13 protein-coding genes and 1 tRNA gene (1 of these 14 only partly in view) are annotated in these 13,939 nt (G+C 62.1%); 5 read left to right on the top strand and 9 right to left on the bottom strand.

What is annotated here, in order from left to right:
* Positions 1–16: 16 nt before the first annotated feature.
* The 7 genes from selD to Q0367_RS16545 all read right to left on the bottom strand — a co-directional run bounded on the left by selD (position 17) and on the right by Q0367_RS16545 (position 5,652).
* Positions 17–1,123, bottom strand: a complete 1,107-nt coding sequence (selD, locus tag Q0367_RS16575; RefSeq protein ID WP_298983622.1) for a selenide, water dikinase SelD — start codon at positions 1,121–1,123, stop codon at positions 17–19.
* 12 nt (positions 1,124–1,135) lie between these two features.
* Entirely contained in the window at positions 1,136–1,405 is a 270-nt protein-coding gene (locus Q0367_RS16570; protein ID WP_298983620.1) for a hypothetical protein, read from the bottom strand.
* A complete protein-coding gene (locus tag Q0367_RS16565) occupies positions 1,406–2,329 on the bottom strand; it encodes a RimK family alpha-L-glutamate ligase (protein ID WP_297637806.1) in 924 nt (307 codons plus the stop codon).
* 104 nt (positions 2,330–2,433) lie between these two features.
* Positions 2,434–3,153 carry an esterase family protein gene (locus Q0367_RS16560; protein WP_298983617.1) on the bottom strand — a complete coding sequence of 240 codons (720 nt, stop codon included), beginning with the start codon at positions 3,151–3,153 and terminating at the stop codon, positions 2,434–2,436.
* Between the two features lie 73 nt (positions 3,154–3,226).
* Positions 3,227–5,110 carry a S8 family serine peptidase gene (locus Q0367_RS16555; RefSeq protein WP_298983615.1) on the bottom strand — a complete coding sequence of 628 codons (1,884 nt, stop codon included), beginning with the start codon at positions 5,108–5,110 and terminating at the stop codon, positions 3,227–3,229.
* Positions 5,103–5,525, bottom strand: coding sequence for a hypothetical protein (locus Q0367_RS16550; protein ID WP_297637814.1), 423 nt, complete (start codon positions 5,523–5,525; stop codon positions 5,103–5,105). The genes Q0367_RS16555 and Q0367_RS16550 overlap by 8 nt, the downstream gene beginning before the upstream one ends.
* Before the next feature lie 30 nt (positions 5,526–5,555).
* Positions 5,556–5,652, bottom strand: a tRNA-Sec gene (locus tag Q0367_RS16545).
* A gap of 348 nt (positions 5,653–6,000) precedes the next feature.
* Between Q0367_RS16545 and Q0367_RS16540 the strand changes: the two genes are divergently transcribed.
* The 5 genes from Q0367_RS16540 to Q0367_RS16520 all read left to right on the top strand — a co-directional run bounded on the left by Q0367_RS16540 (position 6,001) and on the right by Q0367_RS16520 (position 12,869).
* Positions 6,001–6,681 (top strand): class F sortase, encoded by a 681-nt coding sequence (locus tag Q0367_RS16540; RefSeq protein ID WP_298983613.1) that lies wholly within the window; start codon positions 6,001–6,003, stop codon positions 6,679–6,681.
* A 137-nt stretch (positions 6,682–6,818) separates the two neighbouring features.
* Entirely contained in the window at positions 6,819–8,468 is a 1,650-nt protein-coding gene (locus Q0367_RS16535; protein WP_298983611.1) for a sugar transferase, read from the top strand.
* 84 nt (positions 8,469–8,552) lie between these two features.
* Entirely contained in the window at positions 8,553–9,794 is a 1,242-nt protein-coding gene (locus tag Q0367_RS16530; protein WP_297637823.1) for an SH3 domain-containing protein, read from the top strand.
* A gap of 39 nt (positions 9,795–9,833) precedes the next feature.
* The gene (locus Q0367_RS16525) at positions 9,834–11,360 is read left to right on the top strand and encodes a protein O-mannosyl-transferase family (RefSeq protein WP_298983608.1); all 1,527 of its coding nucleotides are present in this window, start codon (positions 9,834–9,836) and stop codon (positions 11,358–11,360) included.
* Positions 11,361–11,366: 6 nt separating this feature from the next.
* Entirely contained in the window at positions 11,367–12,869 is a 1,503-nt protein-coding gene (locus tag Q0367_RS16520) for a DUF4012 domain-containing protein (protein WP_298983606.1), read from the top strand.
* Here Q0367_RS16520 and Q0367_RS16515 read toward each other — a convergent pair.
* Positions 12,866–13,648, bottom strand: coding sequence for an NAD-dependent deacylase (locus Q0367_RS16515; RefSeq protein ID WP_298983602.1), 783 nt, complete (start codon positions 13,646–13,648; stop codon positions 12,866–12,868). The genes Q0367_RS16520 and Q0367_RS16515 overlap by 4 nt on opposite strands.
* A gap of 74 nt (positions 13,649–13,722) precedes the next feature.
* Positions 13,723–13,939 carry the 3' end of an ABC transporter ATP-binding protein gene (ugpC, locus tag Q0367_RS16510; RefSeq protein WP_297637836.1) on the bottom strand. Its footprint extends 890 nt past the window's final position, so 217 of the gene's 1,107 nt are visible here — the last part of the coding sequence; the start codon falls outside the window, past its right edge — the gene reads right to left on this strand; the stop codon is at positions 13,723–13,725.

The following is a 13,939-nucleotide window of genomic DNA, read 5'->3' as shown; positions in this document are numbered from 1 at the left end:
GGGGAACGTTGCACAATCAAACCACCTGGACGCCCTCTCCTTTCACGACTTCGCCGATGCGCCACACCGGCTGTTGATTCTCTGCACAGAGTCGCTCGAAGCGCGCCGCATTGGCCGCAGGCACGGCGAGCAGCAACCCGCCGCTCGTCTCCGACTCCCACAGAATCGTGCGCAGAGAGGAGGGGACGTGCGTCGCAAAGCGCACGTGCTCGCCGAAGTGTTGGGGATTGCGCACCGCCCCGCGTGTCAGATAGCCGGCTTCGACGTAGCGGATCGCCCCTGGAAGCAACGGCGCGCAGGTAGCCTCGATGACGAAGCCGGCGCCGCTCTCGCGCCCGCTGGCGATGGCCATTTCGCAGGCATGGCCGAGCAGCCCGAAACCGGTGATGTCGGTGGCGCCGCGCACGCCTGTCTCGCGCGCCGCCTGGGCGGCTGCGCGGTTCAGCCGCAGCATGGAAATCACAGCCGCATCCAGGTCCTTGACGTCGAGATCGGGGCGGCGCTGCACCCTGCGGATGAGACGGCGCAGTGGGTGCTCGGCTGCCCCCGTCAGTTTGGCCGCCGTCGTGAGAATGCCGGTGCCGAGCGGCTTGGTCAGGTAGAGCTGATCCCCTGGCCGCGCGCCGCCTTTGCGCATCACCTGCTCGGGATGAATGACGCCGGTCACCACCAACCCGTAAAACGGCTCCGGAGCGGTGACGGTGTGCCCGCCGGCGATCGCCGCCCCCGCCTCGCGCACCTTGGTTGCGCCGCCGGCGAAAATCTGGGCAATCGTCTCTCCGTCCATCCTTTCCGGGAAGCCGGCGATATTGAGCGCAAAGAGCGCCTCGCCGCCCATGGCGAAGACATCGCTCATGGCGTTGGCCGCGGCGATGGCGCCATAGGTCCATGGGTCGTCGACGATCGGCGTAAAAAAGTCGGTGGTCTGGATCAGGGCGCGCGTCTCATCTAACCGGAAGACGGCTGCGTCGTCCGGCTCCCCCAGGCCGATCAGCACATCGGGATATTCAGTTGCCGGGAAAAGCCCGGCCAGTTGGCGCACGACCTGCGCTAATGTCCCCGGCGGGAGCTTAGACGCTCAACCCGCACAGGCGACCAGCGCCGTCAACGGCTTCTTCGACACAGCGATTTCCTTTCATCCGAGCAAATTCAACAGCAGCGCCACAGCCGCAAATAGGGCGAGCGCAAATAAGATCGTTTCGATCAGGGCTCGAAATGTCAAATCGAAGGATTTGCGGCGATCGTCACGCGCCTTTTTGCGCTTTTCAACGGCCTCTTTGTCGGCTTTTTCCGCGCTGCTGCGCAGATCTCGGCTGCTTTTCCAGTGGCGCGAAATGGTCAGCCAGCTCCAGGTCAACAGCCCGCCGAGGATCGCGCCGATGAACAGAACAATCAGGTCATTCATTCAGTCTACATATCGAGCCCATCGCTGCTCCGCTCGCTGTGGCCGGGGATTGTGCGCCATTTCGATGGCGAAGTCGGCCATGGCTTTCACCGCCCAGTCAAAATAGTGAGGCGTGATGCTGTTGATGTCCATGTCCGGCGCAGGGTTCATGAAGTCGATGGCATAGGGGACGCCGTCGCGAATGGCGAACTCGATGCTGTTCATGTCATAGCCCATCACTTCGTTGATGCGCCGCGCGTACTCGATGATTTTGGCGCCCAGCTCCGGCGTCAGATGGTCATGTTCGACAATGTAGCGCCGATGTTTAGGGTCATACTTGATCGGCATGATATTGGTCTGTCCGACGCAGATGCAACGCACAAAATGGTCGTATTCGATAAACTCTTGCAGAATCATGCACAGCGTGCCGGTTTCGTCGTAGGCGCGAATCAGTTCGTCGATCGTGTGGACTTTATACACGTTCTTCCAGCCGCCGCCCCAGGCGTCCTTGAGGATGGCGGGCAGGCCGGTGTAGGCGACGATGGCCTCCCAGTTGAGCGGATAGACGAGATTGCGCAAACTTTCGCTGACCACGCCTTCCGGGTAGGACTTCATCGGTAGCACGATGGTCTTGGGCGAAGGGATGCCCATGCGCGTGATCAGGCTGGCGCCGAAGAATTTGTCGTCTGCGCTCCACCAGAAGGGGTTGTTGATACAGTAGGCGCCCTGCAGCATGGCGTTCTTCATGTAGGTGCGGTAGTAGGGGATTTCATGGCTGATGCGATCGACCAGCACGGCGTATTCACAGGGTTCGTTCATCTTCGTGCCGCCGAGCTTGACATATTCCGCCGTCACGCCGGCGTCGCGGCTGTTCACTTCTTCGATGAAGGCTGGCGGGAAGCTCCACTCACGGCCAACGAGTAAACCGATTTTCTTGACGCTCATCGTTGCTCCTCCTGGGGTGTGGTCGTGATAGGGTGAGAAAGAGTGTTGCGTGTTCCTGCTTCATCAAGACCTGAAAACCACGCAACACAGAACATGCAGGGCGCTCAATCATGTCCTCCGATGTAAAGCCGCACCATCTTCTTCCAGTAGGGCCAGTCGTGACTCCACCCATCCCACTCTCGAAAAGCATGAGGGATGCCCTTTTCCCAGAGCGCTCGACTCAAGGCGCGGTTGTTTTCGATGTGCGGATCGTCTCTGCCGACCACAATGATGATGTCCATGCGGCGCAACGCCTCGATTTGGTTGGGATCATGCAGGTTGGGCACATAGTGGCTGGGCGTGTTGAAGTAGATGTTGTCGTCGTAATAGCCGCCGAAAAAGTTGCTCATGTCGTATTTGCCGCTCAGCGCCAGCACGCGGCCAAAGAGGTGCGGATGACGAAAGGCGATGTTGACGGCGTGATACGCGCCGAAGCTGCAGCCATGCGCAATCAAGAATGGGTTCGGATTTTTCGACCAACTCAGCGGCAACACCTCGTTCAAAATATACTCTTCGTATTGAATGTGGCGCCAGATTTTGCCGGCCGGGTGCGCCCAGTTGTTATAGAAGCTTTCCCCGTCGATGCTGTCTACGCAATAGAGTTGCAGCCAGCCGTTCTCCAGATGATCGGCGAGATTGGCCACCATGCCGCGATCCTCATATTCGTAAAAACGCCCCATGCTGGTGGGGAAGACCAGCACGCGCGCGCCGGCGTGGCCGAAGATCAACAGCTCCATCTCTCGATTCAAGCGCGGGCTATACCACTTATGATATTCGCGATGCATGGACGTCCTCGTCTTGGCTGTTGTGTGGGGCGTGCATAGAACAATTTCGTACGATTGGCGTCGGGTTTGACGCTTATGAAATTACGATTTGGCTGTGGGCGTCGCCATAGCCGCTCTCGGCAGTGTCCGGATTCTCCGGGTCGCGCATCCAGCGTCCCTGCGGGTGGCGGGCGTCGGTCACCCAGAAGCGATAGAGATGCACGCCCGGCGGCAAGTGAAGCGCAATGTGCCACCATCCATTATGGACCTGGTGCAGCAGCAGCGCATCGGGTTGCCAGCGGTTGAACGAGCCAAGCAGGCTTACGCTCTGCGCGTGGGGCGCCCACAGGCCGAAGTAGACGACGCAGCCCGAGTTTTCAAACTGGGAAAAAGAATGCAAGGGTAATGTACCGTGAAGTCGCCATTTATGCAATTCGTTCTCACGCAACGCAGCGCCGCTGATCGGAAACCCATGCAAAGGGCCTCCGCTTGCGCGCAGGGCGGCTGCGACCGCCAACGCAGGCTGCAATAAGCCGGGACCCGTCTGCACGGAAGTGAGATGAGGCAGCGGCAGCGCCGTCTCCAACATCAATTGGCGCACCTCTTCTCCGCTCAGATTGGGGTTGGCCTGAAACATCTGCGCCGCCACCGCCGAGACCTGAGCCACTGCAACGGAAGTGCCATCCACGTGCTGATAATATCGATGCACCCACTTGTGTGCATTCATGCGCAGCCGCAACCCGCGCCACACTTCCGGCATCCAGTGATCGACGTCGACGATCACATCGCCGGGCATCGCAAACTCTTCATCGGCTCCTCCGGCTCGCAAAACATCCGTCGGCAGGTCGCCGGTCTCCCCGCGCAACACGCGACGCACGTGGTCGATGGCAACCATTTCATAGAAGACATGGCTGAGCGGCAACACCGGCGAAGGCGCCCAGCGCGCCAGCGCCAGAATTTCCGGCTTGCGGATCATGGCGTGCCGATACATGACGACGCCCGTGTTGTGATGATAGAGGGAAAGCGCCGCGGCGCCGGGCGTCTGCGGCTGCCAACGGCGATTGTGGTCCTCGACGCCGCCCACCGTCATCACGGTGGGCGTTTGCGCCGGCGCCAACAGCTCGTCCACCCCACGGTTCCCCGCCGCCGCAGCCACGAAGAGGCCGCGCTGCGCCAGCGCGTGGGCGGCGCGACAGACCGGGTTTCGGTTCCATTCTTCTGGGAAGTCGCCGCCGACGCTGATGTTGACGACGCGCACATTGTAGCGCTGCCAGCGGTCTTCCTCCAGCAGCCATTCCAGGCCGCGCAGGATGTCCTCCTCTGGAATGCGACCGCCGCTGCGTCCGATCTTGATCGCCACGATAGAGGCCTCCGGTGCATAGCCGCGATAACGGCCGCCGCTTAAACAGCCGTTGCCCGCTGCGATGCTGGTTGTCATCAGGCCGTGCCAGCTATCGCCTGCGCCGTCCCAGAGACTTGGCGCATTGAGGCCGACGCATTCGGCGCCGTCGGTCAGGTCGGCGTACTCTCGAATGCGCAGGCCGGCCTCCTCCAGGAGAGTGCGCCAGCGCCGTTGGGGAATGCGATGCCACTCCCCATCCAGCCACGAAAGGCCTTGCGTGAGGTCCGGATGCGGATAAAAACCACTGTCCAGAAACGCCATTGCGACGCCGGCGCCGGTGAAGGTGGAATAATCAGGCAGGCGCTCCGGCTGGCTGAGCAGCGTCTCTTCCTCGCGATGATAGTACGGAAACGTGGTGTGCGGATCGGTTGAAGTGTGAAGCGAAAAGTGACTGCGCTGCGCTGCGACGTGATTTTGATGAACGGCGGCGCACACCGGGCAGAGGCCGTGCTCCGGCCGCCAATCGGGCGACGCGCGCGCCACGGAACGGATGACGGTCGGCGTCAGTTGCGTCGCCATCCGCAGCAGGCGGACATCCGCAGGCTGACGACAGACGGGACAGACCGCCTCACTCACGCGCGCCTGCCTTGCGTTTGAGCTCTTCCCAATCCACGCCGAACCCAAACCCCGGCTCACCGGCTTCGGGGTTGCGGAATTCGAGCACCATCTCGAAGAGATGGCGGTCGAGCACCTTTTGCGCCTCACCCAACCCCTGCGTCATTTCCACCGCCACTCGATAGGTTGCGCCCGGGATGGGATTGCGCATGTGCAGGGTGGTCTCGGCGCGCGCTTCGGCGTGCGCCATCATGAAGACGCTGCAGTTCTCGCTGCCGTCCGGATTGAGGACGATCACCTCGATGTTGGGCTTCTCTTCGGCCTGCGTGGGCGTGATCCAGAGACGAGTCCAGATGCGCTTCAGGTCGGGATAAGGATAAAGGATGCACCGCTCAACGCGCAGCTCGGCGTTGTCGTCAAATAACGAAATCTCCATGGCCCTTCGTCTCCCACAATCTGTCTGCCAGCGGGAAGGCGTGGGAGTCGAACCCACCGCAGCCGGCTCTGCGCCGCCTGCCACCGGTTTTGAAGACCGGGACGCCCACCGGGACGCATCCCTCCCCACCGTCCATTCTAGCGACTCTCGGGCGCTCGGCAAAAATCACCGTCAGCGGCTCAGCCGTTTCCAACCCTCATTTTGCGGATCGATCTCGATTCCACTACAATTTGGCATGGTCTGCCATAACGGATGTAGAAGGAACAGATTTGGCATTGCGTCGGCAAGACCACTCTCTTCGTTGCTGTTTGAACCGGCGTTGGCTGAAAAACAGGGTGCAACGACGAATGGAGAGAGGAAGGGGACTCGGAAGTCAAAGGATCACCCCGTTGTCATCCGAACCCGTTGTTCCGTTATCACCATCCGAATCCGTTGTTGAGTCTGCTGTTCAAACTCGAAAGGATTTGTGAATCCGATGAATGTTCGTCGCGGGCTTTGGTTTCTCATCGTCTTCCTCATCGGCGGTGTGCTCACCGCCGGCTGCCAGCAGTTGGCGCTTCTCGTTCCAGAGGAGAGCATCGTCGCCGCGCCGGTCGCCGATGAGAATGCAGCGTCTACGCCTATCACAGCGTCGCTTGTACTCTCACCTCTAGTCGATCTGGCGGCTGTGCCGTCGGTCGGCGCCCCACCCGTGCAACTTCAGATTCCGGAGTTGGAGATCGACGTTCCCGTAGTCCCAATGACATGGGAAATTGTGACGGTGGAGGGCGAGCGCACGACGCGCTGGACGCCGCCTGAAGACGCTGCGGGCTGGGCGGTCAACAGCGCAGGCGTCGGCGCGCTGGGCAATGTCGTCATCGCCGGCCATCAAGCGCGGGGAGAGGCCGTGTTTGAAGCAATCGCCTTGGGCGAGGTGGAGGTCGGGCAGAAGATTCTGCTCTCGGATGAAACCGGCGCTACGGCGACGTATGAGGTGGCGGCGATTTCAGAGCCCATTCCCTTGTTCGGGGCAAGTGAAACGGAGCGAGCGCTGGCGGCCGCCTATGTGGCGCCGACGACGGATGCGCGATTGACGCTGGTCACCGGCTGGCCGGCTGCAACGACCACGCATCGCATTTTCGTCATTGCACTCCTGGCGCCCAACGAAGCGGAATGACGTGGGCAGGGAGTGAATGGCCATCGCCACCCCGTTTTCACGATGCGCAGAAGACTCGCAGCAAAGCTGTTTTCGTTGTTCTGGACTGCGTTGTGACGTCTCCCATGCGCCGATTTGAAGGTTCTATGAGCGAACCCATGCAGTCGGAAACCCTGCTCTGCTCGGTCATTGTTCCCGTCTATAACGGAGCCGGCACCATCGAACGTTGCCTGAATGCGCTCGCTGCCCAGACGGTTGCGCCCGGCCGCTATGAAGTGATCGTCGTTGACGATGGCTCTACGGATGACACCGCTGCGATGATCGATCGCTGGCGCAGGGCGCACTCCCACATTCAGCTCACTTTGTTATCGCAGGCGAACGCCGGGCCGGCGGCGGCGCGCAACCGCGGGGCGGCGGCCGCGCGCGCTCCTCTGCTGCTTTTCACCGACGCCGACTGCGCGCCAACGCCGACCTGGATCGAGGCCATGACCGCCCCCTTCGCCGATCCGGATGTAGCTGGCGCCAAGGGCGCTTACGTGACCGAGCAGACTGGCCTGGTGCCGCGCTTCGTGCAGGCGGAATATGAGGATCGCTACGACCGCATGGCCGGTCAGGCGCAGATCGACTTCATCGACACCTATTCGGCGGCCTATCGGCGCGCCATCTTTCTTGAAAACAAGGGCTTCGATCCAATCTTCACCACGGCCAGCGTCGAGGACCAGGAGTTCAGCTTTCGACTGGCGCAAAAAGGATACCGGCTGGTCTTTGCGCCCGCCGCCAGGGTCAGCCATCTGCATGACAGCGGCGTGCGCGAGTATTTTCGGCGCAAATACTACATTGGCTTCTGGAAAGCGCTGATGATCCGCTGGCATCCAGAGCGGATGGTGCAGGACAGTCACACGCCCCAGGTGCTGAAAGTGCAGATCGTGTTGCTGGCCGCCCTCATTGCGTTGGCGCCGCTTGCGTTGCTCGGCCTGATCTGGCCGCCTCTGAACTGGCTATGGGCCCCCGTCGCTGCGGCCGCGTTGTTGTTTTTGTTGACGACGTTGCCCTTCGTGCGCAAGCTGGCGCGGCGCTCGCCGGCGTTGGCGTTGATCGGGCCGCCGATGCTGGTGGTGCGCGCCCTGGCGCTAGGCAGCGGCTATCTCATCGGCACGATCCATTTTGCGGGCACGCCGCCCGGCGCGCGTCAACCCGTGATTTCAGGTTGGCAGCGGCTGGTCAAGCGCACGATCGACATCGTCGGCGCACTCATCGGCCTGACCATTTCGATTCCCCTGGTGGCGATTGCAGCCATCGCCATCAAGCTGGAATCGCCCGGGCCGGTCTTTTTCTGGCAGGTGCGCATCGGCGAAAACGGCCGCCCCTTTCGCATCGTCAAGCTGCGCACGATGGTCGCCGATGCAGAGGCGCGGCTGCCCGAGCTGGTCGATCTCGAACATCTGGAGGAGCCGGCTTTCAAGTTGAAAAACGATCCGCGCGTCACACGCGTGGGGCGCATTCTACGACGCACCTCGCTCGATGAGGCGCCGCAGTTCTACAACGTGCTACGCGGCGAAATGAGCCTGGTCGGCCCCCGCCCGGAGGAAGAGCGCATCGTGCGGCTCTATCAGGATCACCATCGCAAGCGGCTGGCCGTGAAACCGGGGATGACCGGTCCGATGCAGGTCAACGGCCGCGGCGATTTGAGTTTCGCCGAACGCTTGCAAATGGAGCTGGACTACATCGAACATTACAGCCTGCGCAAAGATTTTGAGATCCTGCTGCGCACATTTCCCGTCATTATTCGCGGCAACGGCGCACATTAGCTTTTGCACAATCTCCCGAATCCAACGTCGGCGCAGACCGCGCATCGAAGAGGGAGCATGGACAACGGAAGGAGAAAGCACAGAATGAAAGCCTATCGTCTTCTGAGGCAAATGGTGCAACGCAACAAGCTGTGGATCGCGTTCTTCCTGGCGGCGGCCATTCTTTGGGGAGGCGCACAAGCCTGGGCAGCGGACGGCAGACTGGAGCATCGACAGACGATCCCGCCCCCGCCGACCGCAACCCCGACTCCACAGCCTCCAACGCCGACCCCGCGCCCGCCACGGCCAACGCCTCGGCCCGAGACAAACCAGGGCGGCGCTTCGGTCTCGACGCCTACTCAGGAGAGCTCGCCGTCCGTGCAGCCTGCAACCGTTCTGACTGCGACCGTCAACGTCGTGACGCTCAATGTGCGTCAAGGGCCGGGGACAACCTTCCCCGTCATCGGTCGGCTTACGCAGGGGACCACCGTGACGCTTCAAGCGCGCAACCCGAACAACGATTGGCTCAAGATTTGCTGCGTCTCTGATGCGCAAACGCAAGGCTGGGTCAGCGCGCAGTTTTTGATCCCCCGCTATACGGAGGAAGAACTTGCACTCTTGCCGATTGAAGGCGCCGCTCCGGCCTCACAACGGCCGGCAAACGCACCGACCGGCGCAGTGTCCGCGCCCGTGCTCAATGTGCGCGCAGAACCCTCGACGGATTCTGAAATTTTGGGCAAATTCGTCTCAGGAACAACCGTCTCTCTTCTGGGCCGCAGCGTTGACGGCGACTGGTGGCTGGTCTGCTGTCTTGGCGACGAAGTCACCGGTTGGGTGGCGGCTCGCTTTATCACGGTGAATGCGACGGAAGCGGAACTGGCGGCGCTCCCCGTCCTCACGAGCCGCGACGTCTTCACGCTATCCACATCCTCCCCGCTCTCGGCGACCCTGATCGGCCTGACGGTCCAGCCGTGGGTGCAGGCGATCCAGGGACAGTCCGTGACGTTGTCGTTTACGGTCGTCAATCTTGGAGAAACGAGCGCAACCGATGTGCAGTTCTCCTTTGAGCTTCCCATAGGCCTGAGCTTTGTCAGCGCATCGGCGACCGACGGCGGCGAGGTCATGGAGGAGGCGAGTGAAAACGGAACCTCGGTGATCGTCGCCGCCTGGCCGGAGCTGGCCGTCGGCGTCAACGCCCTCGTGAACATCAACGTCGTCGCCGAAGGCGATCTGCCGGACGGCGCTGTCCTTGACGGCGCCGCTGTTGTGCAGGCGGCGAACGCCGAATGGACCTATACATCGGTGCTGGTTGGCTTGCCGCCCGCCGAACCGCCGGATTTCTGGTAATTTGCAGTGGTTTGATGGTGGCCCTCGCCTGGGTGCGCTGTGAAACTTTTTGAGGCGCGTTGGCGCTCTGCAACGGTTTTCATCGCAGGGCTGGCTGCAGCATGGGTTGCACTGTTGCTTTATCTCTTTTCAATGGCCCCGGGAGTGACCTGGGCTCATCAGGGCGCCGACGGTGGAGAATTGCTCGCCGCCGCCGTGGTCAACGGCGTGCCCCATCCACCTGGCTACCCGATCTACGTCATGGTCTTGCGGCACTGGCTGGCGTTCATCGGTTGGGCGGCGCCGGCCACCGATCTGGCGTGGCGCGGCAATCTACTGAGCGCATGCTTCGGGGCTGCCAGCGTCTTTGTCACCGTCCTTGTGGCGGCGCACCTGCTCAAGGAAGATCCCTTGCGCTGGCTGTGGGGGCTGTTGGCCGGGCTGGCGTGGATGGCTTCACCCTTGTTGTGGAGCCAATCGATACTCACGGAGGTGTACAGCCTGCATGCCCTGCTGATTGCGCTGCTCGGTTGGGCCGTGTTGGCAAAGCCGTTGCGGCTGAGGTATACGGCTGCGGCGGTGGCGTTGGGAGTTGCGCATCACCTCACGCTGTTGCTGCTGTTGCCGGCGGCCTTGTACGCGCTGATCACGTCGCACAGAGGGGCGAGACGCTGGCTAGGGCCGCTCCTTGCGCTGGGGATCGGCGGCGTGATCGGCGCGCTATTCTACATCCGCATTCCTCTCGCGGCAGCCGTTGGTCCACCACCGATCAACTGGGGATACGCCGACAACTGGGAAGGATTTCTCTGGCTGGTGACGGGAGCAGCATACCGGGGGTATCTGGTCGGCGCCTCCCTCGGGGCAGTGCTTCAGCGGGTGACGACATGGGCCTATGTGGTGACGGAGCAATTCACTCCGGTCGGATTAGCGCTCGGCTTCGTCGGGCTGGCGGTCTGGGATCGGGTTGCGCCTGCGCTGCGCACGTTCAGCCTCCTGTGGATTGCGCCGGTCAGCGTCTACGCCATCCTGTATCAGACCCGCGACAGCGAAATTTATCTCTTGCCCGTCGCGTGGTTGTTGAGCGTCGCAATGACGGTGGGCTTCAAAAGCGTCGTCGAGTGGCTCGCAATGCGTTTCCCTCTGCGGATATCGTATGTCGCAGGACTTTTTGCGGCGTTGTCGATCGCTCTGCTCGTGAGCACGCGCTGGGAGACGATTGCGTTGCGGAACGACGCAGAGGCGCGCACATACCTTGCGCAGATCGGCGCCGAGCTGGAGCCGGAGAGCATCCTCGTGACGCTGAACGACCGGGAAACCTTCGCCGTTTGGTACGGCGTTTGGGGAGATGGGTCGCTGGTCGATGCGGCCCCGGGCTTGATTCCGGTGAACGAATCGCTCTATCAGTTCGCCTGGTATCAACGTCTACAACGCGACCTATATCCTGACCTGCCAGGGATTGACGTTTCGGTCCCCTATCTGGTGGAAATGTACGCCGGACGGCGTCCGATCTATTTCGCCGATGCGCCGACCTGGCTGGACAGCAGTCGATTGCAGAGAGCCGGCCCTTTGTGGCGTTTGAACGAGTAAGGTGGAATGATGAATACAAGACAGGAAGTCTGGCTTATGGGGTGGAAGAAAGTTTGTCTGTCGGTTTTGTTGATCCTGGCAATCATGGCTGCAGGCGCCTTTGCATTTGGGCCGGGTGCAGCGCACGCGAAAAACGCCGCGCGCGCCGGCAACCTTCCGCCGGCAGGGACGACGCAACAGTCGCCGCTCGATTTGCTGGCGCTGACCGACCTGGTGCGCCAACTCGGGCCGGAGTTGCCCAAGCTGCTCGGCATGGATCGACCTAAGACCTATCTGGTGCTCGTGCAAAACAACCATGAGCTGCGCGCCACCGGCGGCTTCATCGCCGCCATCGGCCGCGTGACGCTGGACAAAGGCAAGATTGCCGAACTGGAATTCGTCGACAGCTACGCCATCTTCCGTCAGGGCGTTCGCTATCCGCCGCCGCCTGCGCCGATGGAGCGCTACATGAACATTCCGATGCTGGTGATGCGCGACGCCAACTGGTCGCCGGATTTCCCGACCAGCGCGCGCGTGGCGCAGGCGATCTACAAGAGCGACACCGGCGTCCATGTCGATGGAATTCTGACGATTGACCTCAACGCCGTCAAACGCATCTTCAGCGCGCTGGGCGAAATCGAAATCGAGGGCTTCGACGAGCCGATCACCGGCGCAAACGTCGAAGCGCAGATCGTCCAGCTTTGGGAGCGCCCAGCAGAAAGCCAGGTCGCAGTCGGAGAAGCCCAGGGGCAGGATTTCAGCGAATGGTGGAGCAAGCGCAAGGATTTCATTCCGCGGCTGGCGGCCGCCGTGCTTGACCGCCTGGAGAGCGGCCAGGTGAACATCCTCCGGCTGGCGCCCGCCGCACTGCAGGCGCTCAACGAGCGTTCCATTCAAATCTGGCTGGAAAATCCCAATGCCGCAGCGGTCATGCACGCCCAAGGATGGGATGGCGCCTTGCGTCCGGCGGAGAACAGCGATTTCCTGGCCGTGGTCGACACCAACATGGGCTATAACAAGGCCGACGCCGCCATCCAGCGGTCGCTCGACTACCGCGTGGAGTGGCCTGAGGAAGCCGGAGAACCGGCGCGAGCGACCTTGACGCTCACCTACACCCACACGGTCGATGGCGAAGACCCGGGCTGCGACCTGACCCCGCGCTACGGCGACAGCTACGCCGACCTGATCGAGCGCTGCTACTTCGACTATGTGCGCATCTATGCGCCCAGAGGAAGCGAGCTGATCGAAGCGACCGGGGTCGAGCCGGACAGCGTGGAAACGCACCGGGGCGAACGACGCACCCAAGTCTTCACCGGCTATTTCATCCTGCCTCCGGGTGAGCAGCACACCGTGACCTTCACCTACGCGCTGCCGCCGACGTTGACGCCGGACGCCTATCGCCTCGTTCTCCAGCGCCAGTCGGGCACGCAGCCGTTGCCGATCACCATCACCGTCGGCGATGCGACGCAATCGGCGCTCGTGAGCGGCGCGCTCTGGGAATGGTCGGCGGAAGAGGGGGGCCGCCGCTAGCGGGGATTTTCCTGTCCGGCCCGGCGGAGGCGCACGGCTTCGACCAGCCTCGGCAACAAGGCTCCGCTTGGGCCGGACAGCCAGATTTCAGCCATTTCGGACAATGCCGATTCCTCTGGATTCACCTCGATGATCGGCGCGGCGCGGCGCTTGGCCATCACGGGCAAATGGGCGGCCGGGTAGACGACTCCGCTGGTGCCGATCACCAGGAAAACGTCGCACGTTTCAGCGGCGCGCTGCGCTTCCGCCAGCTCCTGGGCGGGGAGCAACTCACCAAACCAGACGACGCTTGGGCGAATATAGTCGGTGCAAAAGGTGCACGTTGGCGGCATCGGCGCATCGCGATCTTCCATGCGCAGCGTATAAGGAAGTCCACACCCGTTGCAGTGGAAGCGCTCGATGCGCCCGTGCAGGTGCAGCACGTTGCGGCTGCCGGCGCGTTCATGCAGGTCGTCGACGTTTTGCGTGATCAGCGTGAAGGTGGGCGTCATCGCCTCCAGGGCGGCGAGCGCAGCATGGCCAGGGTTGGGGCGGGCGCGTTCCACCATTTCCAACCGATGCATGTACCAGCGCCACACTCTTCCAGGGTCGGCGGCGAACCCCTCCTGACTCGCCAGTTGCTGCGGGTCAAAGCGCGACCACAGCCCCGTCTGGGCGTCGCGGAAGGTGCCGACGCCGGACTCGGCGCTTACGCCTGCGCCGGTGAGCACAGCGATGCGTCGCGCAGCTGCGATGATCTCTGCTGCACTTTCAATCAAGCGCTCCATTTTTTCGTTCATGTTCAGCCTGGCGAACATAAAAGGCCGGAGCCCCTGTGGAACTCCGGCCCTCCATGCTCCTCACAGAAAGCCGATCAGCTTGCCAACGAAATCTCGGTCTTCGGGTCGAAGATGTGCGCGTTGGCCATGTTGACGGCCAGCTCGATCTCGTCACCGGCATGGGAGCGCACGCGCGGGTCCACGCGGGCGATGAACTGCTTGTTGTCGCGCGTGATCAGGTACAGGAAGATTTCATTGCCCATCATTTCAACGACGTCCACGATCGCCGTCATGTCCGCCTCCAGAATGCCC

Origin of the sequence: uncultured Caldilinea sp. (assembly GCF_937128415.1) — a bacterium.
Classification (GTDB): domain Bacteria; phylum Chloroflexota; class Anaerolineae; order Caldilineales; family Caldilineaceae; genus Caldilinea.
The sequence above is the reverse complement of the archived record's forward strand: the minus strand, read 5'-3'. Positions and strand labels throughout refer to the sequence as shown.

What these genes read in the sequence shown, in the direction of transcription:
- Q0367_RS16540 (WP_298983613.1), top strand. Translation starts at nt 6,001, where the DNA reads ATGAATGTTCGTCGCGGGCTTTGGTTTCTCATCGTCTTCCTCATCGGC.
- Q0367_RS16515 (WP_298983602.1), bottom strand. Translation starts at nt 13,648, where the DNA reads ATGAACGAAAAAATGGAGCGCTTGATTGAAAGTGCAGCAGAGATCATC.
- Q0367_RS16565 (WP_297637806.1), bottom strand. Translation starts at nt 2,329, where the DNA reads ATGAGCGTCAAGAAAATCGGTTTACTCGTTGGCCGTGAGTGGAGCTTC.
- Q0367_RS16570 (WP_298983620.1), bottom strand. Translation starts at nt 1,405, where the DNA reads ATGAATGACCTGATTGTTCTGTTCATCGGCGCGATCCTCGGCGGGCTG.
- Q0367_RS16560 (WP_298983617.1), bottom strand. Translation starts at nt 3,153, where the DNA reads ATGCATCGCGAATATCATAAGTGGTATAGCCCGCGCTTGAATCGAGAG.
- Q0367_RS16530 (WP_297637823.1), top strand. Translation starts at nt 8,553, where the DNA reads ATGAAAGCCTATCGTCTTCTGAGGCAAATGGTGCAACGCAACAAGCTG.
- Q0367_RS16535 (WP_298983611.1), top strand. Translation starts at nt 6,819, where the DNA reads ATGCAGTCGGAAACCCTGCTCTGCTCGGTCATTGTTCCCGTCTATAAC.
- Q0367_RS16520 (WP_298983606.1), top strand. Translation starts at nt 11,367, where the DNA reads ATGATGAATACAAGACAGGAAGTCTGGCTTATGGGGTGGAAGAAAGTT.
- Q0367_RS16550 (WP_297637814.1), bottom strand. Translation starts at nt 5,525, where the DNA reads ATGGAGATTTCGTTATTTGACGACAACGCCGAGCTGCGCGTTGAGCGG.